Genomic DNA, 18,813 nt, shown 5'->3' with positions numbered 1-18,813 from the left:
CTACTGCGCGCCGCCGGCGTTCGTGGCCTGGGCCGAGGGCTGCTCCAGCACCCGCGGCTGCGGCGCGGTGGGCGCGGCGCTGACGATGCGGCCGGCCTTGGGCGCGACCTTCATGCCGGGGCGCACGCGCGCCTGGCCGTCGATGATCACCCGGTCGCCCGCCTGCAGGCCCGAGCGCACCACCCGGAGGCCGTCGACGATGGGGCCCAGCGTCACCCGTCGCGGCTGGACCGTGTCGTCCTTGCCGGCGACCAGCACCACCTTGTCCGACTGGTCGGCGAGCACCGCGGCGTCAGGCACGAGGAGGGCCGTGTAGGCTCCCGAGCCCAGCAGCCGCATGCGCCCGTACATCCCGGGCGTCAGCAGCAGGTCCGGATTGGCCACCACCGCCCGGCCGCGGATCGTCCCCGAGCCGATGTCCAGGGCGTTGTCCACGAAGTCCATCCGGCCGTGCCAGTTGTAGCCGGTCTCGTCCTGGAGCTGGATGTCCACGGGGTTCGAGGCGTAGCGCGAGCTGGTCCGAGTGCCGGCCTCGTTGGCCCGCTGATACTTCAGATAGACCGCCTCCGAGCCCGTGAAGGTGAAGTGGATCGGGTCCAAGGAGACCACGGTGGTCAGCAGCGTGGCCTCGGTCCCGGCGGCGGCGACCAGGTTTCCGACGTCGACCCGATGGTCAGAGACCCGGCCCGAGATCGGCGAAGTGATGCGGGTGAAGCCGACATCCAGTTGGCGGGCCTGGACCTGCGCCTTGGCCGCGGTGACGGCGGCGTCGGCCGAGCGCTGCGTGGCCAGCCGCGCGTCATAGGCCGACTTGGAGAGGAACCCCTTGTCGAGCAGCGTCCTGGCCCGCTCCAGCTCAACGCGTGCGTTGGCCGCCTGGGCCTCGGCGCTGGCCTGGTCGGCGCGCGCCTGCGCCAGCGCCGCCTCGTACGGCCGCGGATCGATCACGAAGAGCAACTGGCCCTTCTTCACGAGGTCGCCGTCGCGGAACGCCACCTGCTGGACGTAGCCGGAGACGCGCGGGCGCACCTCGACCTGCTGGATCGCCTCGAAGCGCCCCACGAACTCGTCCCAGTCGATGATCTGGCGCGTCAGGGGCGCCGACACCGTGACCGGCGTCGCCGGCGGCGGCCCATCGGCCGTCTTCGCGCCGCAAGACACCAGCAGGGGAAGAACGAGGGCCCCCACGGCCCACCGGACCGCTCCCGACATGCCCAACTCCTTGTCGCAGATACGGCGCGCAGCCCTCGCGCCGGGCCGCCCCATCAGCGGCCGTCGCGACTTAGCTGGTGACGCTGCGGCAACTTGTCCAGCCCCACGCCCCGCGACGACGGGATCCGAGCCGCATTGTCCACATCTTTGGCGACGACTCAGGCGGTGGGCGCCAAGCCCAGGCGCATCCCACGGCGCAGGTCGTCGTTCGCGCTGGCCGCCGCCGCGGGACGCTCGCCGTTCAGCCGCCGCCAGATGTCGCCGAACAGCGCCCGCACCTCCTGCGCCGCCGCGCCGCCGGAATCGATTTCCAGCACCGAGCGGGCCCGGGCGAACGCCGTCTGGTAGACCAGCCGCGAGCGGATCGCCGTCGGCGCGACAGGCAGGTTCGCGAAACGCAGCGCCTCAAACGCCTTGACGACCGCGGGCGGCTCCACGCCCGCCCGTGTCGGAGGGCACTGGTTCAGCGCGATCAGCCCCTCTCGGCCCAGGCGCTGGATCACCGCCACCGAAAGCACCGCGGCCGCAAGGTCCAGGTAGGTGGGCCGCGCAACGGCGACGCAGAGGTCGGCCACCTTCACGGCCTCGGCCACGTCGGCCTCCGGCGCCGCCGGCGTATCGATCACCAGAAGGTCCACGCCGGAGCGCCGGCACGCCTCGGTCAGGGCGAACAGCTTCGACGCGCTGGTCTCGAACAACAGGCCCGGCGCCTCGTCCCGCCCCTTGAGCACTTCGCAGGCGCTGCGCATCGGGTCGGCGTCTGCCAGGACCGCCCGCACGCCCATGGCCCGCGCGGCAAGCGTCAGGTTGACCGCCACGGTGGTCTTGCCCGCCCCGCCCTTGCGGGACATCACGGCCAGAGTCTTCACGGGCGCCCCCGCGCGATGACGGGCGCGCGGCTCGCCCGCCCTCCAGCCGTCAACTAATGCACAACTTATCCACAGCCGGAAGAGCCGTGCTGTGGACGAAATGCCGCTACTTGGGCGCGGGCATGTTGGTCTGGGCCTTGTCCAGCTCGTCGCGTGCGCTGGTGCGGCGGGCGTCCCAGTCGGCCTGGGTCATGCAGACCCGCTGCTTCATCCGGCTACCCAGAACCGACTCCCGCTTGCAGACCGTGTCGCCAGGCTCCGGCTTCGCCTTCTTCGCGGGCGCCACGGCGACCGCCGGCGCAACGGTGGTCGGTTCGGCGGGCGGCGCCGCCGCGGCCAGGACAGCAGTCGCCAGAAGGTTTGTGGAAAGAAGGGCGGCGATCATGGCAAGGCTCCCCGTCTGCCCCAATCCTTCGCGGCGGGCGCCGGCGACGTCAGTTGCTCTGCAACGGGCGGTTTCGCTGGGCCGCGTCGAGGTCGTCACGGGCCGAAGCCTTGCGCTGGTCCCACTCGGCCTGGGTCATGCAGATGCGCTGCTTCATCCGGCTGCCCAGCACGGGCTCCTTCTTGCAGACCATGCCGTCGGGCGCGGCGCCCGACTTGGCTTCCTTGGCCGGCGGCGCGGCGTTCGTCGCGGCGGGCGCGGCAGGATCGGCGGCGGCGGCCAGCACGGCGACTGCGAACACGGCGGAAATCATTCGGCGCACTCCTTGCGAGCCGTGGAAATCAAGTGACCTATAGTTGTTACGCTACCTCCACCTCCCGGACATTGTCGATGCCCGCTCGTCGCAACGCGGCGACCAGTTCGGCGACGACCGCCGTGAGTTGCTCGGGGTCCCGGCCCCGGATCACCAAGTTCGAGCCGTAGCCGTCCGCGTTGAAGAACGGATAGCTGCCCAGCGACATGTCGGGGTGGGCCTTGGCCACGGCCTCCAGCGGCTCGGCGATCACGCCCTCGCCCGAGCCCTCCACCCGCACCGTCCGCGACACCGTCGGCCGCCCGCCTCGCATCCGCGGCCCGACGTCCTCCAGCATCCCGCGCATGATCTGCGGCACCCCGGCCAGGGTGAAGACGTTGCCGATCGTGAAGCCGGGCGGTCCCTGCACCGGGTTCTTCACCAGGTCGCCGCCCACCGGCACGCGGGCCATCCGGCGGCGCGCGGCGTTGAGCTGGTCGCCCCAGCGGGCCTCCATCATGGCGATGATCTCGGGGTGCTCTCGGATTTCCACCCCGAAGGCGGCGGCCACCGCGTCTGCGGTGATGTCGTCGTGCGTTGGGCCGATCCCGCCCGTGGTGATGACATAGTCGTACCGGCTCCGCAGCGCGTTCAGCGCGTCCACGATCTCCTGCTGCACGTCCGGCACCGTCCGCGCCTCGGCCAGGTCGACGCCAATAACATTGAGGTAGCGGGCGATGTCGCGCAGGTTCGTGTCCTGGGTGCGCCCCGAGAGGATCTCGTCCCCGATGATCAGCACCGCGCAGGTGACCCGATCGTCCTCGCCGCTCGCCATCCGCCGGTCCCTCGCCTACATCAGCCTGCCTTCGCCACCGGACTAAAGCCTTCCATGGACTTCCCGCAACCACTGGAGCGCGGAACGCTCGTCAGCCGCTACAAGCGCTTCTTCGCCGACGTTGTGATGGACGACGGGCGCGAGATCACCGCCCACTGCCCCAATCCGGGCGCGATGCTGGGTTTGAACACGCCCGGGCTGCCGGCCTGGCTGTCGAAGTCGGACGATCCGAAGCGCAAGCTCGCGCACACCCTGGAACTGGTCGAGGCCGACGGCGGCCTCGTCGGCATCAACACCTTGCATCCCAACCGCATCGCCGCAGAGGCGCTGGCCGCCGACGCCATCCCCGAACTCACCGGCTACGCCACCCACCGCCGCGAGGTCCGCTACGGCGAGAACAGCCGGGTCGACTTCCTCCTCGAGCATCCCGACCGCCCGCCCTGCTGGCTTGAGATCAAGAACTGCCACCTGCGCCGCGCCGGGACCCTCGCCGAGTTCCCGGACTGCGTGGCCGCCCGCTCGCTCAAACATCTGCGCGAGCTCTCGGCCATGGTCCGGGCCGGCGAGCGGGCCGTAATGCTGTTCGTGATCCAGCGGACCGACTGTGACGCCTTCTCGGCCTGCGCCGAACTGGACCCCGCCTACGCCCGCGGCCTCGACGACGCGGCCGCCGCGGGGGTCGAGGTCCTGGCCTACCGCTGCGTGATCACGCCCCGGCAGGTCACCTTGGCCGACCGCGTGTCGTGGACCGGAGCGAACCTCGCAACCGCGGCTTGACCACAACCCGGACGGGCGCGACATGCCGTCGCAACCGCTTGCCGCATCTCGGAATTTCAACCGGCCGTAACCCCGTCCGGCACAATCCTGCGGCATGACAGGAGCGCAGGCGATGGCTAGTCTCGCCCCAACTCGGGGTAGTGATTTGTCAGAATTCACGGTTAACGATCCCGCACCCCGCGCGGGGAACTGGCGGTTCGAGCGCCTCTCGCGCGCCGTGAAGGACCTGAGCGCGGCCCGCACCCACGGCGCGATCATCGACATCACCCGCCGGGCGGCCCGCGAGATCGCCGGCTCGCTGGGCGTGGCCATCGTGCTGCGCGATGGCGACCGCTGCCACTACATCGCCGAGGACAGCGAGGTCCCGCTGTGGATGGGCCAGCGCTTCCCGCTGGAATCCTGCGTCTCGGGCTGGGCGATGCTCAACCGCAGCCAGCTCGTGATTCCCGACATCTACGTCGACGACCGCGTCCCGCACGAAGCCTATAGGCCGACCGGCGTGCATAGCCTGATCATGACGCCGGTGGGCGAGCCCGAGCCGTTCGGCGCGCTCGGCGCCTACTGGCGGGAGGTGCGCACGGCGTCGGCCGACGAGATCTCCAGCATGGCGGCACTGGCCAGTTGCATGGCGACGGCGCTGCAGAACATCGACCTGATGGGCTCGCTGCAGGCCGAGCTCGACCACCGCCAACTCCTGGTCAACGAGCTGAACCATCGCGTGAAGAACACGATGGCCATCGTCCAGAGCCTGTCGGCCCAGACGCTGCGCGCCGACCGCGCCACCGCCGACGCGCGCGAGGATTTCGACGGCCGGCTGATGGCCCTGGCCGGCGCCCACGTGCTGATGACCGAGGCGGAATGGCGCTCGGTCGACCTGCGCGAACTGGTCGAGCGCACCATCCGGCCCTTCGCCCAGGGCGCCGGGGCGGCGCGCTTCCGCGTGAGCGGCCCGGCCACGACCATGCCGCCCAAGTCGGCCGTGGCTTTCGCCCTCGCCGTCCACGAACTCTGCACCAACGCCGCCAAGTACGGGGCGCTGAAGGCTGAAACCGGGCATGTGGCGGTCGACTGGACCCTGGAAGCCAGCGCCGAGGGCCCGCGGCTGCGTCTTACCTGGCGCGAAAGCGGTGGCCCGGAGGTGGCCGAGCCCGCCCGGCGCGGCTTCGGCTCGCGCCTGCTGGAACGCGGGCTCTCCGCCGAACTCAAGGGCCAGGTGCGCCTGAGCTTCCCGTCCCAGGGCCTGGTGTGCACGATCGACGCGCCAGCGCCCGTGGACGACCCGGAAGCGCTGTTCCCGTTGCCGAACTAGCTCCGCGCCTGCGGCCGGACGTCCATCGCCATTGAACTTCGTTGCTATGATTGCGACATAGGCGGCCGGAGCATCCCATGACCGACACACTCGACGGCGAATACCGCACCGGCCAGATCAAGCTGCACGACGCCGCGGGCTTCGAAGGCATGCGCAAGGCCGGCCGCCTGGCCGCCGAATGCCTCGACATGCTGACGCCGCACGTCGTCCCGGGCGTGGTCACCGACCACCTCGACACCCTGGCCCGCGAGTTCATCCTCGACAACGGCGCCCTGCCCGCCTGCCTGGGCTATCGCGGCTACACCAAGACGGTCTGCATCAGCCCGAACCACATCGTCTGCCACGGCATCCCCGGCGAGCGCGTCCTGCGCGAGGGCGACATCGTCAATATCGACGTCACCGTCATCGTCGACGGCTGGCACGGGGACACCTCGCGGATGTACGGCGTCGGCGCCGTCGCCCCGCGCGCCAAGCGGCTGGTCGACGTCACCTACGAGGCGCTCGAAAAGGGCTTGGCCCAAGTGAAACCCGGCCAGCGCACCGGCGACATCGGCGCGGCCATCCAACAGTACGTCGAGAGCATGCGCTGCTCGGTCGTCCGCGACTTCTGCGGCCACGGCCTGGGCAAGGTGTTTCACGACGCGCCCAACATCCTGCACTTCGGGCAGAAGGGCTCGGGCGAGGTTCTGAAGCCCGGCATGTTCTTCACGATCGAGCCGATGGTGAACCTCGGGAAGCACCCGGTGAAGCTGCTGTCCGACGGCTGGACGGCGGTCACCCGCGACAAGTCGCTGTCGGCCCAATGCGAGCACTCGTGCGGCGTCACCGAGGACGGCGTGGAGATCTTCACGCTCTCGCCGACCGGCCAGTTCAAGCCCCCGATCCAGAGCGCTTAGAAGCCTCAGCGTCTGGACGTTCGCGACGGGCGGGGCGATGCTCCGCGCCATGAAGCTCGTCCTTGCCCTCAGCACGGCCATGCTGGCCGCCACGCCCTCCGCCATCGGCGGCGACGCCAGCCTGCTGGGGGTGGGCTTCATCTGCGGCGCGGAGACCGCAGCCACACCTACCGCGGGCGCCGCCGCGGGGGTCATGCTGCCGGGCTTCGGTCCGGCCACCTTCAAGGTCGACGGCAATCCCGAGGCCGCAGCCTGGTTCAACCAGGGCCTGCGCCTCTACCACGCCTTCTCGCACGACGAGGCGAAGGCTGCGTTCGCGCGCGCCTGGGCCGCCGACCAGACGTGCAGCCTCTGCGCCTCGGGCGTCGCGCTCTCGCTGGGTCCGACGCTCAACACCGGCATCACGCCGGCAGAGACGGTCGATGCGCTGAAGCTGGCCAAGCGCGCCGAGGAGCTGGCCAAGCCGGGCGACGTCCGCGCCAAGGGCCTCGCCCAGGCCCTGCAGCTCCGCTACGGCCCTGAGGCGCCCAAGGAGGGCCGCGAGCAGGCGTTCGGCCACGCCCTCGACGCAATGGTCCGCGCAGATCCCAGGGACGACATGCTGGCCAACCTGGCCGCCCACGTCCTCATCATCCCGGCCCGCCAGGACGACTATTCCGGCGTGCCGCGATCCATCGAGATCGCGGAGATGGTGCTGGCGCGCAATCCCGACGACAGCGCCGCCATCCACTACTACATCCACGCCACCGAGTTCGCGGGGAAGGCGGGCCTCGCCCTACCCTACGCCGAGCGGCTCGCCGACCTGTCGCCCGGCGCGGGCCATCTCGTCCACATGGGCACCCACACCATGATGCGGGTCGGCCACTACGAGGACGTCGCGCTCAACAACGCCCGCGCGCTGAAGGTCGACGCCGAGACCCAGGTCGGCATGGCCCAGACCGGCGCCCTGGCCCAGCGGTACTACTTGCACAACTACCTGTTCGGCCTCAGCGGCGCCCTGATGGCGGGCGACGGGCCCCTGGCGCTGAAATACGCCGAGCATGCCGAGCGCACCTTCCCCAAGGCCGCGCCCGACCGGAACCGCACGCTGTCCCGGGCCCGCAGCCTGGTGGCCCTCGCCCGCTTCGATCCCGACCGCGCGCTGGCGGTCGGCGCGCTCAAGGACGAGCCGCGCATGCTGGCGATCTATCGCCACTACGCCCGCGGCGAGGCCCTGGCGGCCCGACGCGACGCCACGGGGGTCCGGCGCGAGGCGGCCGCGATCGCGGCGATCCGCGCCGAGGGCGCCATGCCTGCCGACCTGGGCGGGGAGATGGATGTGGCCGAGATCGCGCACGGCGTCCTGCTGGGGCGCGCCGCCATGGCAGAGCGCCGGCCGGCCGAGGCGGCGGCCCACTTCGAGCGCGCCGCCCTGGCCCAAGAGAAGGCCTTCCCGGTCCCGAAGAACTTCGACCCGCCGCCGTGGTGGTACCCGGTCCGGCGCAGCCTGGCCGCCGCCTACCTCAAGGCCGGCAAGCCCACGGAGGCCGTGGCGGCGGCCCGCGCCAGTCTCGCGGAATGGCCGCACGACGCCCTGGCCCTGCGCATCCTGGCCCAGGCCGACAAGGCGAAGGCCGCCGAGTACCGGGCCGAAGCGCGCAAATCCTGGCAGGGCGACTTGGCGAAGGTCCCGCTCGACCTCACTTAGAAGGAATGATCCTGCGCAGATGGACCGGCCGCATCCGTACGGCCGACGAGCCGGGGTACCGCGACTATATCGCGGCCACGGGCGGCGCCGACTATCGCTCTACGCCCGGCAACCTCGGCTGGCAGATGCTGTTCCGCGCGCTCGGCGACGGGACCAGTGAGGTCACGACCTTGTCCTGGTGGCGCGACCTGGAGGTGATCCGGGCCTTTGCCGGCGAGGACTACCAGCGGGCCCGCTACTATCCCGAGGACGACCGGTTCCTGCTGGACCGTCCCGCGAGCGTCGACCATTTCAGCGTCGCTGAGGGCTCGCTGTTCACGGACTAGTCGGCTCTCGTCAGGACGCCCGTGGCGCCGGAATAGGTCGCCGTGTAGGCCAGCGCCCCCTCGGGCGTCTCGCGAAACACCTCGCCCGCGCCCGGCTCACACGCCGCCGCGCTGCCCGGCTTGAAGCGCTCGACGCGGAACTCGGCGCCCTCCGGCCGCACGTCCGCCAGGGTGATCTCGCCGGTGCAGGGGACGTGGGGCACACGGATCGTCCCGCAGGCTTTCCCCTTGGCGCATCCTGGCGTCACGGAGAGCTCGATCCGCCGCCGCTGCCCATCTTCGTCGAAGGCGCCGCTCCATGCCCCCGCCCAGCGAGCCGGGTCGGCCAATCCAGGCGCCGGCGCCGCCTCTGGATCTGTGGCTGCCGCCACCGCCGCGGCCGGACGCGCCTCGGCCTTCGGCGGCGAGCGCTGCCACCAGTTCGTCGTCAGCGTCACCACCGCGCCGATCGCGGCGACGGCGATCGCGCTGATCGCCCCCCAGGCGGCAGGGCTCATGCCGCTGCGCGGCGCATCGGCGGACGGATCGGGCATGGCCAGCCTCCTCGTGGCCGAAGACGACCATGATCCCCGCCGCCCTGCAACGCCAAGTCGCACGGGTGCGCGCGACACGGCGCCTGCGGCCGCCGACGGTCAAACCGGAGTCAGGACCCGTCGCGAACGCGCCGAAATGTTACGTAACCCCGTCACCGCGCTTCGTTACACATCCCTCACTTGCCGCCCGCTCCCGCGCGGGGCAGCTTCGCCTGAGGGACGGGGGTGGAAGTCAGAGGGTCATGCTTTCCATCAAGGGTTTGACGCACGTCTATCCGAACGGGACGCGCGCGCTGGACGGAGTCGATCTGGAGATCGGCAAGGGCATGTTCGGGCTTTTGGGCCCCAACGGCGCCGGCAAGTCGACGCTGATGCGCACCATCGCCACGCTGCAGACGCCCACCGGCGGCGAAATCCGGTTCGGCGACATCGACGTGATTGCCGAGCCAGAGAAGCTGCGCCGCACCCTGGGCTACCTGCCGCAGGATTTCGGCGTCTACCCCCGCGTCTCCGCGCTGGACCTGCTCGACCACATGGCCGTCCTCAAGGGCGTCGCCCACAAGGCCGAGCGCAAGGATACGGTCGAGACCCTGCTGCAGCAGGTGAACCTGTGGGACGTGCGCAAGAAGGCGGTGGCCGGCTATTCGGGCGGCATGCGCCAGCGCTTCGGGATCGCCCAGGCGCTGATTGGCCGCCCCGGCCTCATCATCGTCGACGAGCCCACCGCCGGACTCGACCCCGAGGAGCGGAACCGCTTCCTCAACCTGCTGGCCGAGATCGGCGAGAACGTCGTGGTGATCCTGTCCACCCACATCGTCGACGACGTGGCGGACCTCTGCCCGCGCATGGCCGTCCTCGCGGGCGGGCGGATCCTGCGGGAAGGCGCGCCGGCCGAGCTCATCAAGGGCCTCTCGGGCCGTGTCTGGAAGAAGGTGATCGACCGCGCCGAGCTCGACGAGGAGCGCGCCCGCAACCAGGTGATCTCCACGAGGCTCGCCGGCGGGCGCACCGTGATCCACGTACTGGCCGACACGGCCCCCGGCGCCGGCTTCGAGCCGGTCCAGGGCGGGCTGGAGGACGTCTACTTCTCCACCCTCGCCGCCTCGCGCCGCGCGGCCTGACGGCGAGGACCCGCTCATGTTCGGCCAGATCGCGGCCTTCGAGCTGCGCTACCAGCTTCGCCAGCCGATCTTCTGGATCAGCGCGTTCATCTTCTTCCTGATGCCCTTCGTGGCGGTGGTCACCGACAATCTGAACATCGGGGCGGCCGGCAACATCCATCGCAACTCGCCCGTCGCCATCGCCCAGATGCTGTCGACCATGGCGACGATCTTCATGTTCGCCTCCACGGCCTTCGTCGCCAACGCGATCACCCGCGACGTCGAGACCGGCCTGGGCCCGATCGTCACCGCCACCCGGGTCAACAAGTTCGACTACCTCTTCGGGCGCTTCACCGGCGCCTTCGGCGCCATCGCGCTGCTGTTCCTGGTCTCGCCGCTGGGCATCCTGGTCGGCTCGCAGATGTGGTGGGTGGACGCCGAGAAGCTGGGCCCCACCATGCTGGGCGCCTACGCCTACGGCTACCTATGGGTCGCGCTGCCGTCGATCTTCCTAGTCTCGGCGCTGTTCTTCGCCCTGGCCACCGTCACCCGCTCGATGATGGGCGCCTACCTCGGCGCTATCGCCTTCCTGGCGGCCAACCTGGTCGCCGGCGTCGCTCTGGCCGACCCCGACAAGCTGAGGCTCGCATCGCTGGTCGATCCCTTCGGCGCGGCGGCGTTCCAGCTCGCGACCCGCTACTACACGGCCACCGACGCCAACACCCTGATCCCCTCGCTTGGCGGCCCAATGCTGGTCAACCGGCTGCTGTGGATGCCGGTCGGCCTCACAGCGCTGGCCGTCGCCTACTTCGCCTTCCGCTTCGAGGTCCGGCCCGCCCGCCGGCCGCGGGAGGACGTGGCCGCCCCCGCCGAGGCGCTGTCGCGCCCAGCCCCCCGGCCCCTGCCACGGCCGCAGTTCAACGCCTTCACCGCCGTCACGCAGCTTGTCGTCCGCACGCGGTTCGAGGTGGTCCAGGTCTTCAAGAGCCCGGCGTTCATCGTCCTGCTGCTGCTGGGCGTCTTCAACGCCCTGGGCAACCTGCTTCTGGGCGCCGAACTCCAGGGCGCCGCCCTCTATCCTGTGACCCGCTGGGTGATCGGCGTGCTGCAGGGCAGCTTCGTGATCCTGGTCTGGGTCGTGGCGATCTACTACGCCGGCGACCTCGTCTGGCGCGAGCGGGAGCGGCGCACCCAGGAGATCATCGACGCCACCGCCCTGCCAGACTGGGCGTTCCTCGTCCCCAAGGCCATCGCCATCTGCCTCGTGCTGTTGGCCATGCTCACGGTCGCGGCCCTCACCGGCATGGCGGTCCAGGTGGCGCAGGGCTTCTTCGACCTGCAGCCGCAGCACTACCTCTTCTGGTACATCGTCCCCAGCGCCATCGACTGGTCGCTGCTGGCGATCCTGGCCGTCTTCATCCAGGCGGTGTCCCCCAACAAGTTCGCCGGCTGGGGCGTGCTCATCCTGCTGCTGGTGGCCACGCTGGTGCTCCCGAGGCTGGGTTTCGAGCACAACCTCTACCTCTACAGCGGCCACCCCCGCACGCCGCTGTCCGACATGAACGGCGAAGGGGCCTACGCCGCCATCGCCGGCTGGTTCCGCGCCTACTGGGCCGCCTTCGCGGTGGTCCTGGTCGTGCTGGGCTACGCGCTCTGGCCGCGTGGGACCGACATGCGCCTGGCCGCCCGCCTGCGCCGGCTGCCGCGACGCCTCGCCAGCCCGGCCGGCGTCATCGGCGCGCTCGCCCTGGCCGCCTGGGTTGGGATGGGCGTCCACATCTTCCAGAACACCAACGTCGAGAACGAATACCGGACCCGCATCGCCGACGAGAAGTGGCTGGCCGATCTTGAGAAGGGCTTCCTCAAGTACGAGACGCTGCCACAGCCGTCGGTCACCGACGTCGAGCTCGACCTCGACCTGCACCCCGGCGAACCTAAGCTCGTCACCGAAGGCGTCTTCCACCTAATCAATGACAGCGGCGTGCCCATCCGCGAGTTGCACGTCCGCCTCGACCGCGACACCAAGGCCCTGCAGATGTCGGTGAACGGCGCCTCGAAGGTCCGCGCTTTCGACCGTTTCAACTACCGCATCTTCACCTTCGACCGCCCGCTGATGCCGGGCGACCGCACCGCGCTCTCGTTCCAGACGGTCATGGGCCAGTGGGGCTTCAAGAACTCCGGCAACATGACGCGGATCGTCGAGAACGGCACGTTCGTGAACAACTTCGAGTTCGGCCCGGTGATCGGCATGGACCGCTCCCGCCTGCTCCAGGACCGGGCCAAGCGGCGCAAGTACGGCCTGCCGCCGCAACTGCGTCCACCCAAGCTCGAGGACCGCTCGGCCCAGGCCCGCAACTACCTCGCCAACGCCGACTGGGTGAACGCCGACATCAGCGTCACCACCGACGCCGACCAGACGCCGGTCGCGCCCGGTTACCGCATCTCGGACGTCACCCGGAAGGGCCGGCGCACCATCCGCTTCCGCACTGACGCTCCGGTGTTGAACTTCTTCTCGGTGCAGTCGGCCCGCTACGCCATCAAGCGCGACGTCTACAAAGGCGTGGAACTGGCGATCTATTACGATCCCCAGCACCCCTGGAACGTGGACCGCATGATCGGGTCGCTGAAGACCGGCCTCGACTACTACCAGGCCAATTTCAGCCCGTACCAGTTCCACCAGGCGCGGATCGTCGAGTTCCCCGACTACGAACGGTTCGCCCAGGCCTTCGCGAACACCATGCCCTACTCCGAGGGCATCGGCTTCGTTACCGACAACACCAAGCCCGACAAGATCGACTACGTCACCTACGTCACCGCCCACGAGCTGGCCCACCAGTGGTGGGCGCACCAGATCATCGGCGCCGACATGCAGGGCGCCACGGCGCTGTCCGAGACCCTGGCGCAGTACTCGGCCCTGATCGTCATGGAGAAGACCTACGGCCAGGACGGCATTCGCAAGTTCCTGAAGTACGAGCTGGACCGTTACCTGCGTTCGCGGGGCGGCGAGCTGGTCGAGGAACTGCCGCTCGTCCGCGTCGAGAACCAGCCCTACATCCACTACCGCAAGGGCTCGCTCGTCATGTACCTGCTGCGCGACCGGATGGGCGAGGCCAAGGTCAACGCCGCGCTGCGCCGGCTCCTCGCGCAATACGCCTTCAAAGGCGCCCCATACCCGCGCTCGCAGGACCTCGTCGACGCCCTGCGCGCCGAGGCCGGGGCCGATCCCGCGACCCAGCAGTTGATCACCGACCTCTTCGAGAAGATCACGCTGTACGACCTGTCGACCCGGCGGGCGACCGTGAAGAAGCGCGCCGACGGCCGCTACGACGTCACCCTGACCATCGACGCCAAGAAGGCCTACGCGGCCGGGAACGGGAAGGAGACGCCGGTCGCGATCCCCGCCGGCGAGATCTTCGACGTGGGGGTATTCGACGCCGAACCCGGCAAGCCCGGCTTCGGCCGCCGCAACGTCCTGGCCTTCCGCACCGTGGCGCTGAGGTCCGGGCCCCAGACCGTGACCCTCACGGTCGACAAGCCGCCAAGGTTCGCCGGCGTCGACCCCTACAACAAGCAGATCGACCGCAACTCCGACGACAACGCCATCGGCGTCACCGACTGATCGGCGGGAAAAAGAAGGGGCCCGGCGCCTGGGGACGCCGGGCCCCGGACCGCGACAGGGGGTGCGGGTGTCAGGTCGCGGTCATGCCCTCGTGGCCGGCGCGCAGCACGACGCCCAGGCCCATCAACCCAGCCAGCGTCAGTAGCCAAGCGGACGGTTCGGGACGGGCGGGACGCGGGGCCGCCGGCTGCGCGGCGGGCGCCTCGACGACGATGGCGGCGCGCGGCGGCTCACGGTCGGCCGCGCGGGCCGGCGCCGAGATCATGATCGCGGCCACGGCCGCCGCCGCGCCCAGCACGCCGATGATGGTGCCCAGTTTCATCGGAACAGCCCCGCTCCTCACCCTGACCCCGATCGTGCCTTCCGGGCCGCGACCTGCCCTCCCCCGATTGGGGGCGCCATAGCTTGGCCTTGCCAGATCGGAACAATTAATGAACATTGCCATCTCATGGCCCGATCCTTTGCCGTCGAAGACGTCTCCGCCCAGCCCGACCTGTGGCGCGCCAAGCCGGCCCCGGCGCCCAAGCCGCACTACGCCGGCCATCGCGAGCGCCTGCGCGAGCGCGCCGCGGCCGGCGGTCTTCCCCCCCTGCCCGATTACGAGGTGCTGGAGCTCTTCCTGTTCCGCTCGGTCCCGCGCGGCGACGTCAAGCCGTTGGCCAAGCAGCTCCTCGCCCGCTTCGGATCGCTGGGCGGCGTGCTGGGCGCCACGACCGACGAGCTGAGGACTGTGGCCGGCGTCGGCGAGGCGGTGGCCCTGGACCTCAAGCTGCTGCACGAGGCCAGCCTGCGCGTCGCGAAGGAACAGGTCGCCCGCCGCCCGGTGATCTCTTCCTGGAACGCCCTGCTCGCCTATGTGAAGACCGCTATGGCGCACGAGGCGCGCGAGCAGTTCCGCGTCCTTTTCCTCGACAAGAAGAACCAGTTGATCGCCGACGAGGTGATGAACCGCGGCACCGTCGACCACGCGCCGGTCTATCCCCGCGAGGTCGTCCGCCGCGCCCTCGAACTGTCGTCCAGCGCCGTCATCCTCGTGCACAACCACCCCTCGGGCGATCCGACGCCCTCGTCCGCCGACGTCGACATGACCCGCCAGATCGTCGAGGCCGCCCGCCCCATGCGCATCGCCGTCCACGACCACCTCGTCGTCGGCCGCGACGGCACGGCCAGCTTCAAGGCCCTCGGCCTGATGTGAGGCGGCAGGAGGGCGACGAAACCTCCCCCATTTATGGGGGAGGGGGACCACGAAGTGGTGGAGGGGGCGGCGATACACCATGAGAGCCGACGGCAACATCACCATCCGCGCACGGCGGCTTCGGAAGCACATGTCACTGCCGGAGGTGATGCTGTGGCGCTGCCTGCGCGGCCGGGGAGACGGAAAGCCGGTGTTCCGGCGACAGCATCCTTTCGGCCCCTACGTCCTGGACTTCTTCTGCCCCAGCGCGGCCCTGTGCATCGAGGTGGACAGCGAGGTTCACAGCCTGGGCAATCACCCCCTGCGCGACGCGCGACGGGATGCGTATCTGAGGCGTCACGGCATTGATACGATGCGGCTCTCAGCGTCGGAAGTCATCACCGATGCTCAATTCATCGCCGATGGCTTAATTGCTGAAGCGCGCGCGCGAGCCCACCGCCCCCTCCACCCTTCGGGTCCCCCTCCCCCGTGAACGGGGGAGGTTTTCCAATCCTCCACGCGCCCCGTTTCATCGTCACAAGCTGGCCCCTTCTCCCGACCCCACACTTGCGCAGAGCCTCCCCTTGGGTTGACCCTTCCCCAAAAGCAGGAGCGCCGCCGATGACCTCGACGCCGATCACCGCCGCCGCCTGCGACCGGGTGCTGGTGCTGCAGGGCGGCGGTGCGCTGGGGTCCTACCAGGCTGGGGTGGCCCAGGGCTTGGCCGAGGCCGACCTGCGGCCCGGCTGGGTGGCGGGCATCTCCATCGGGGCGATCAACGCCGCCATCATCGCCGGCAACCCGCCCGGACTTCGCCAGCAGAAGCTCCGCGCCTTCTGGGACCTGGCGTCCTCGGCCGCGCCGGTCGCCCACGCGCCCTCCAACGACCAGCTCCGGGCCTGGTGGAACGAGCTGGCCGCCGGCTGGATCGCCGCATTCGGCGTGCCCGGCTTCTTCACGCCACGCGTGCCGCCCGCCTTCCTCTATCCGCCGGGCGCGCCCCAGGCCATCAGCCTCTACGACACCGCCCCGCTGCGAAGGACGCTGGAGGAACTGGTCGACTTCGAGCGCCTGAACTCCGGTGAGATACGCTTCAGCGTCGGCGCCGTGAACGTGCGCACCGGCAACTTCGCCTATTTCGACAACACCAAGCAGACCATCCGCCCCGAGCACATCATGGCCTCCGGCGCCCTGCCGCCGGGCTTCCCGCCGGTGGAAATCGACGGCGAGACCTACTGGGACGGCGGCATCGTCTCGAACACGCCGCTGCAATACGTCCTGGACGAGGCGGGCGAGCGCAACCTGCTGATCTTCCAGGTGGACCTGTTCAGCGCCCGCGGCGATCTCCCCAAAACCCTGCTGGAAGCGGCCGAGCGCGAAAAGGACATCCGCTTCTCCAGCCGCACGCGTCTCAACACCGACGTCTACAAGCGGCTGCAGGACGCCCGCGCCGCCCTGCAGGCGGTGATCGCGCGCCTGCCGGCCGACTTCGACGGCGGGGAAGATCTACAGGTCCTGCGCCAGTTCGCCGAGGAGAGCTCGATCGCCATCGTCCAGCTCATCTACCGGGCCAAGCTCTACGAGGGGAACTCCAAGGACTACGAGTTCTCCCGCGTCACCATGGAGGAGCACTGGAAGGCGGGCCTCTCCGACGTGCGCCGCACGCTGCGCCACCGCGAATGGCTGACCCTGCCGATGAAGCCCGGCGTGACCACCTACGACCTGACCGGAGATGGACGGATCGACGTAAATCCGCCATGAGGCGATGGTGCACTGCACAATAGCATCACCGGAGCTTCCCCCATGTCCCTGAAAGGCAAGACCGCCGTCGTCACCGGCTCGACCAGCGGCATCGGCCTGGCCATCGCACGGGCCCTCGCCGAGCAGGGTGCGAACGTGGTCATCAATGGCTTCGGCGACGCCGCCGCCATCGAGGCCGAACGGGCGAAGATCGAGGCCGACTTCGGGGTCAAGGCCGCCTACGACGGCGCCGACATGACCGACGGCGACGCCATCGCCGCGATGATCGCCAAGGCCGAGAAGGCGTTCGGCTCGGTCGATATCCTGGTCAACAACGCCGGCATCCAGCACGTCTCGCCGATCGACGAGTTCCCCGTCGAGAAGTGGAACCAGATCCTGGCCATCAACCTCTCGTCAGCGTTCCATGGGATGCGGGCGGCGATCCCCGGCATGAAGGCCCGCAAGTGGGGCCGGATCATCTCCACCGCCTCGGCCCACAGCCTGGTCGCCTCGCCCTTCAAGTCGGCCTATGTGGCCGCCAAGCACGGGATCGCCGGCCTGACCAAGACCGCCGCGCTGGAAGTCGCCACCCACGGCGTCACCGTGAACTGCATCAGCCCGGGCTACGTCTGGACGCCCCTGGTCGAGAAGCAGATCCCGGACACCATGGCGGCCCGCGGGCTGACCAAGGAGCAAGTGATCAGCGACGTTCTGCTGGAGGCCCAGCCGACCAAGCAGTTCGTCACCGTCGACCAGGTGGCCTCGCTGGCGGTCTATCTCTGCTCGGACGCCGCCAGCCAGATCACCGGCGCCAACCTCTCCATCGACGGCGGCTGGACGGCGGAGTAGCCGCCTACTCCACCGTGAACGTCAGCCCTGCGTGGCCCTGCAGCCGGTCGACCAGCCGGCCCTGCAGCGCCGCGCCCGGCGTCCAGATCCCGCCCTTCACGTCCGGCGCGTTTACCAGCGCGATCGCCGTCTCGGCCAGCATCTTCGACGTCGAGCCGTAGCCGGGATCCTTGTCGCCCTTCACAGAGGTGCGCACCTTCCGCCCGTCGGCGGCGATCCCCACGAATAGGACGTCGTAGTAGCCGTTCTCGCGCTCTTCCTTGGTCGGCCCCTCGCCCGGCTTCGGCCCGCCGCCCGGCAGGCTGCCGAGGTCGGTGAAGCCCGGCCCGCCCGAGCCCGGCGCGCCCATCACCATCTCGTCGTAGACGAAGTCCTTGCCATAGGCGTGGCCCATCAGGGCGTTCGAGCGGTGGACGTTCTTGGTGTTGATCACCGCCATCATGAACGGCGCCACGGGCCCGACGTCGGGGTCTTCCTCCGCCACCTGACCGGTCGGCTGGGCGGGGCCCTCGAAGCCCGGGGTCAGGCCGAACGGGCTCATCATGATCGCCAGGATCGATGGGTCCTTCTGGATCGCCGCCATGGTGGCCGCGCCGCTGGCCGCCGTGCCGCCCGACAGGCCGCCGCGCATGTCGCGCACCCGGCCCTTCACCCGCGGGACCGGCCCGCCCAGCTTCGCCTTGGCGGTCTCCTGATTGAAGTACACCCCCAGCTCGAACGGGATCGAATCGAAGCCGCAGGAGAACAGGATGCGCGCGCCCGACGCCTTGGCCGCCGCGTCGTGCGCGTCGATCATCTGCCGCATCCAGTTCGGCTCGCCGCACAGGTCCAGGTAGTCGGTCCCCGCCGCCGCGCAGGCCGCGACCAGGTCCGAGCCGTAGAGCTGGTAGGGCCCGACCGTCGTGATGATCGCCTTCGCGCGCCCCACCATCGCCTTGAGCTGCGCCGGGTCGCTCGCGTCGGCCACCACCAGCGGGGTGTCCCTCGGCGCGCCGATCTCGTCGCGCACCGCGGCCAGCTTGTCCGCCGACCGCCCGGCCATGGCCCACTTCACCGCGCCGCCGACGCCATAGGTCTTGGCCAGGTGCTCGGCCACCAGCCGGCCGGTGTAGCCGGTGGCGCCATAGACGATGATGTCGAACTCGGCGTTGGGGTTCATCTGGGCGTCCTCGATTTCGTTGCGGCGGACCTTTACGAATTTACATCGTTA

General features: G+C 69.9%; 19 protein-coding genes. 11 read left to right on the top strand and 8 right to left on the bottom strand.

Annotated elements, in window-relative coordinates; translation table 11 throughout:
• From Q0L11_RS00250 to Q0L11_RS00230, 5 genes are all read right to left on the bottom strand, one after another.
• Complete coding sequence (locus Q0L11_RS00250; RefSeq protein WP_296594830.1) at positions 1–1,212, bottom strand: efflux RND transporter periplasmic adaptor subunit; 1,212 nt, start codon at positions 1,210–1,212, stop codon at positions 1–3.
• A gap of 158 nt (positions 1,213–1,370) precedes the next feature.
• Positions 1,371–2,081: a ParA family protein gene (locus Q0L11_RS00245; protein ID WP_296594829.1), complete on the bottom strand. Its 711-nt coding sequence runs from the start codon at positions 2,079–2,081 to the stop codon at positions 1,371–1,373.
• Positions 2,082–2,187: 106 nt separating this feature from the next.
• Complete coding sequence (locus Q0L11_RS00240) at positions 2,188–2,466, bottom strand: hypothetical protein (RefSeq protein ID WP_296594828.1); 279 nt, start codon at positions 2,464–2,466, stop codon at positions 2,188–2,190.
• Between the two features lie 49 nt (positions 2,467–2,515).
• A complete protein-coding gene (locus Q0L11_RS00235; protein WP_296594827.1) occupies positions 2,516–2,779 on the bottom strand; it encodes a hypothetical protein in 264 nt (87 codons plus the stop codon).
• A 46-nt stretch (positions 2,780–2,825) separates the two neighbouring features.
• Entirely contained in the window at positions 2,826–3,593 is a 768-nt protein-coding gene (locus Q0L11_RS00230; RefSeq protein WP_296594826.1) for a competence/damage-inducible protein A, read from the bottom strand.
• A 54-nt stretch (positions 3,594–3,647) separates the two neighbouring features.
• On the opposite strand from Q0L11_RS00230, the gene sfsA reads away from it, so the two are divergent.
• The 5 genes from sfsA (at position 3,648) to Q0L11_RS00205 (ending at position 8,588) form a co-directional block, all read left to right on the top strand.
• Entirely contained in the window at positions 3,648–4,370 is a 723-nt protein-coding gene (gene sfsA / locus Q0L11_RS00225) for a DNA/RNA nuclease SfsA (protein ID WP_296594825.1), read from the top strand.
• 145 nt (positions 4,371–4,515) lie between these two features.
• Positions 4,516–5,679: an HWE histidine kinase domain-containing protein gene (locus Q0L11_RS00220; protein WP_296594824.1), complete on the top strand. Its 1,164-nt coding sequence runs from the start codon at positions 4,516–4,518 to the stop codon at positions 5,677–5,679.
• 77 nt (positions 5,680–5,756) lie between these two features.
• Entirely contained in the window at positions 5,757–6,575 is an 819-nt protein-coding gene (gene map, locus Q0L11_RS00215; protein WP_296594823.1) for a type I methionyl aminopeptidase, read from the top strand.
• Positions 6,576–6,624: 49 nt separating this feature from the next.
• Positions 6,625–8,262 (top strand): hypothetical protein, encoded by a 1,638-nt coding sequence (locus Q0L11_RS00210; RefSeq protein WP_296594822.1) that lies wholly within the window; start codon positions 6,625–6,627, stop codon positions 8,260–8,262.
• Between the two features lie 5 nt (positions 8,263–8,267).
• Positions 8,268–8,588: a hypothetical protein gene (locus Q0L11_RS00205; RefSeq protein ID WP_296594821.1), complete on the top strand. Its 321-nt coding sequence runs from the start codon at positions 8,268–8,270 to the stop codon at positions 8,586–8,588.
• Here Q0L11_RS00205 and Q0L11_RS00200 read toward each other — a convergent pair.
• Entirely contained in the window at positions 8,585–9,121 is a 537-nt protein-coding gene (locus Q0L11_RS00200; RefSeq protein ID WP_296594820.1) for a hypothetical protein, read from the bottom strand. The genes Q0L11_RS00205 and Q0L11_RS00200 overlap by 4 nt on opposite strands.
• 242 nt (positions 9,122–9,363) lie before the next feature.
• On the opposite strand from Q0L11_RS00200, the gene Q0L11_RS00195 reads away from it, so the two are divergent.
• Both Q0L11_RS00195 and Q0L11_RS00190 read left to right on the top strand, forming a co-directional pair.
• Positions 9,364–10,242 carry an ABC transporter ATP-binding protein gene (locus tag Q0L11_RS00195; RefSeq protein ID WP_296594819.1) on the top strand — a complete coding sequence of 293 codons (879 nt, stop codon included), beginning with the start codon at positions 9,364–9,366 and terminating at the stop codon, positions 10,240–10,242.
• A gap of 16 nt (positions 10,243–10,258) precedes the next feature.
• On the top strand, positions 10,259–13,840 hold the full coding sequence (locus Q0L11_RS00190) for a M1 family aminopeptidase (protein WP_296594818.1): 3,582 nt from the start codon (positions 10,259–10,261) through the stop codon (positions 13,838–13,840).
• Positions 13,841–13,910: 70 nt separating this feature from the next.
• Here Q0L11_RS00190 and Q0L11_RS00185 read toward each other — a convergent pair whose 3' ends face one another.
• The gene (locus Q0L11_RS00185) at positions 13,911–14,162 is read right to left on the bottom strand and encodes a hypothetical protein (protein WP_296594817.1); all 252 of its coding nucleotides are present in this window, start codon (positions 14,160–14,162) and stop codon (positions 13,911–13,913) included.
• Positions 14,163–14,288: 126 nt separating this feature from the next.
• On the opposite strand from Q0L11_RS00185, the gene radC reads away from it, so the two are divergent.
• From radC to Q0L11_RS00165, 4 genes are all read left to right on the top strand, one after another.
• Complete coding sequence (radC, locus tag Q0L11_RS00180; protein WP_296594816.1) at positions 14,289–15,035, top strand: DNA repair protein RadC; 747 nt, start codon at positions 14,289–14,291, stop codon at positions 15,033–15,035.
• Positions 15,036–15,114: 79 nt separating this feature from the next.
• The gene (locus Q0L11_RS00175; protein ID WP_296594815.1) at positions 15,115–15,507 is read left to right on the top strand and encodes an endonuclease domain-containing protein; all 393 of its coding nucleotides are present in this window, start codon (positions 15,115–15,117) and stop codon (positions 15,505–15,507) included.
• A gap of 128 nt (positions 15,508–15,635) precedes the next feature.
• Positions 15,636–16,775 carry a patatin-like phospholipase family protein gene (locus Q0L11_RS00170; RefSeq protein WP_296594814.1) on the top strand — a complete coding sequence of 380 codons (1,140 nt, stop codon included), beginning with the start codon at positions 15,636–15,638 and terminating at the stop codon, positions 16,773–16,775.
• Positions 16,776–16,817: 42 nt separating this feature from the next.
• On the top strand, positions 16,818–17,603 hold the full coding sequence (locus Q0L11_RS00165; protein ID WP_296594813.1) for a 3-hydroxybutyrate dehydrogenase: 786 nt from the start codon (positions 16,818–16,820) through the stop codon (positions 17,601–17,603).
• 4 nt (positions 17,604–17,607) lie between these two features.
• On the opposite strand, the gene Q0L11_RS00160 is transcribed toward Q0L11_RS00165, so the two are convergent.
• A complete protein-coding gene (locus Q0L11_RS00160) occupies positions 17,608–18,762 on the bottom strand; it encodes a saccharopine dehydrogenase NADP-binding domain-containing protein (protein ID WP_296594812.1) in 1,155 nt (384 codons plus the stop codon).
• Positions 18,763–18,813: the final 51 nt, after the last annotated feature.

The organism is Phenylobacterium sp. (assembly GCF_024508875.1).
Classification (GTDB): Bacteria; Pseudomonadota; Alphaproteobacteria; order Caulobacterales; family Caulobacteraceae; genus Phenylobacterium.
The sequence above is the reverse complement of the archived record's forward strand: the minus strand, read 5'-3'. Positions and strand labels throughout refer to the sequence as shown.

What these genes read in the sequence shown, in the direction of transcription:
- Q0L11_RS00250 (WP_296594830.1), bottom strand. Translation starts at nt 1,212, where the DNA reads ATGTCGGGAGCGGTCCGGTGGGCCGTGGGGGCCCTCGTTCTTCCCCTG.
- Q0L11_RS00240 (WP_296594828.1), bottom strand. Translation starts at nt 2,466, where the DNA reads ATGATCGCCGCCCTTCTTTCCACAAACCTTCTGGCGACTGCTGTCCTG.
- Q0L11_RS00235 (WP_296594827.1), bottom strand. Translation starts at nt 2,779, where the DNA reads ATGATTTCCGCCGTGTTCGCAGTCGCCGTGCTGGCCGCCGCCGCCGAT.
- Q0L11_RS00230 (WP_296594826.1), bottom strand. Translation starts at nt 3,593, where the DNA reads ATGGCGAGCGGCGAGGACGATCGGGTCACCTGCGCGGTGCTGATCATC.
- sfsA (WP_296594825.1), top strand. Translation starts at nt 3,648, where the DNA reads ATGGACTTCCCGCAACCACTGGAGCGCGGAACGCTCGTCAGCCGCTAC.
- map (WP_296594823.1), top strand. Translation starts at nt 5,757, where the DNA reads ATGACCGACACACTCGACGGCGAATACCGCACCGGCCAGATCAAGCTG.
- Q0L11_RS00210 (WP_296594822.1), top strand. Translation starts at nt 6,625, where the DNA reads ATGAAGCTCGTCCTTGCCCTCAGCACGGCCATGCTGGCCGCCACGCCC.
- Q0L11_RS00205 (WP_296594821.1), top strand. Translation starts at nt 8,268, where the DNA reads ATGATCCTGCGCAGATGGACCGGCCGCATCCGTACGGCCGACGAGCCG.
- Q0L11_RS00200 (WP_296594820.1), bottom strand. Translation starts at nt 9,121, where the DNA reads ATGCCCGATCCGTCCGCCGATGCGCCGCGCAGCGGCATGAGCCCTGCC.
- Q0L11_RS00195 (WP_296594819.1), top strand. Translation starts at nt 9,364, where the DNA reads ATGCTTTCCATCAAGGGTTTGACGCACGTCTATCCGAACGGGACGCGC.
- Q0L11_RS00190 (WP_296594818.1), top strand. Translation starts at nt 10,259, where the DNA reads ATGTTCGGCCAGATCGCGGCCTTCGAGCTGCGCTACCAGCTTCGCCAG.
- Q0L11_RS00185 (WP_296594817.1), bottom strand. Translation starts at nt 14,162, where the DNA reads ATGAAACTGGGCACCATCATCGGCGTGCTGGGCGCGGCGGCGGCCGTG.
- radC (WP_296594816.1), top strand. Translation starts at nt 14,289, where the DNA reads ATGGCCCGATCCTTTGCCGTCGAAGACGTCTCCGCCCAGCCCGACCTG.
- Q0L11_RS00175 (WP_296594815.1), top strand. Translation starts at nt 15,115, where the DNA reads ATGAGAGCCGACGGCAACATCACCATCCGCGCACGGCGGCTTCGGAAG.
- Q0L11_RS00170 (WP_296594814.1), top strand. Translation starts at nt 15,636, where the DNA reads ATGACCTCGACGCCGATCACCGCCGCCGCCTGCGACCGGGTGCTGGTG.
- Q0L11_RS00165 (WP_296594813.1), top strand. Translation starts at nt 16,818, where the DNA reads ATGTCCCTGAAAGGCAAGACCGCCGTCGTCACCGGCTCGACCAGCGGC.
- Q0L11_RS00160 (WP_296594812.1), bottom strand. Translation starts at nt 18,762, where the DNA reads ATGAACCCCAACGCCGAGTTCGACATCATCGTCTATGGCGCCACCGGC.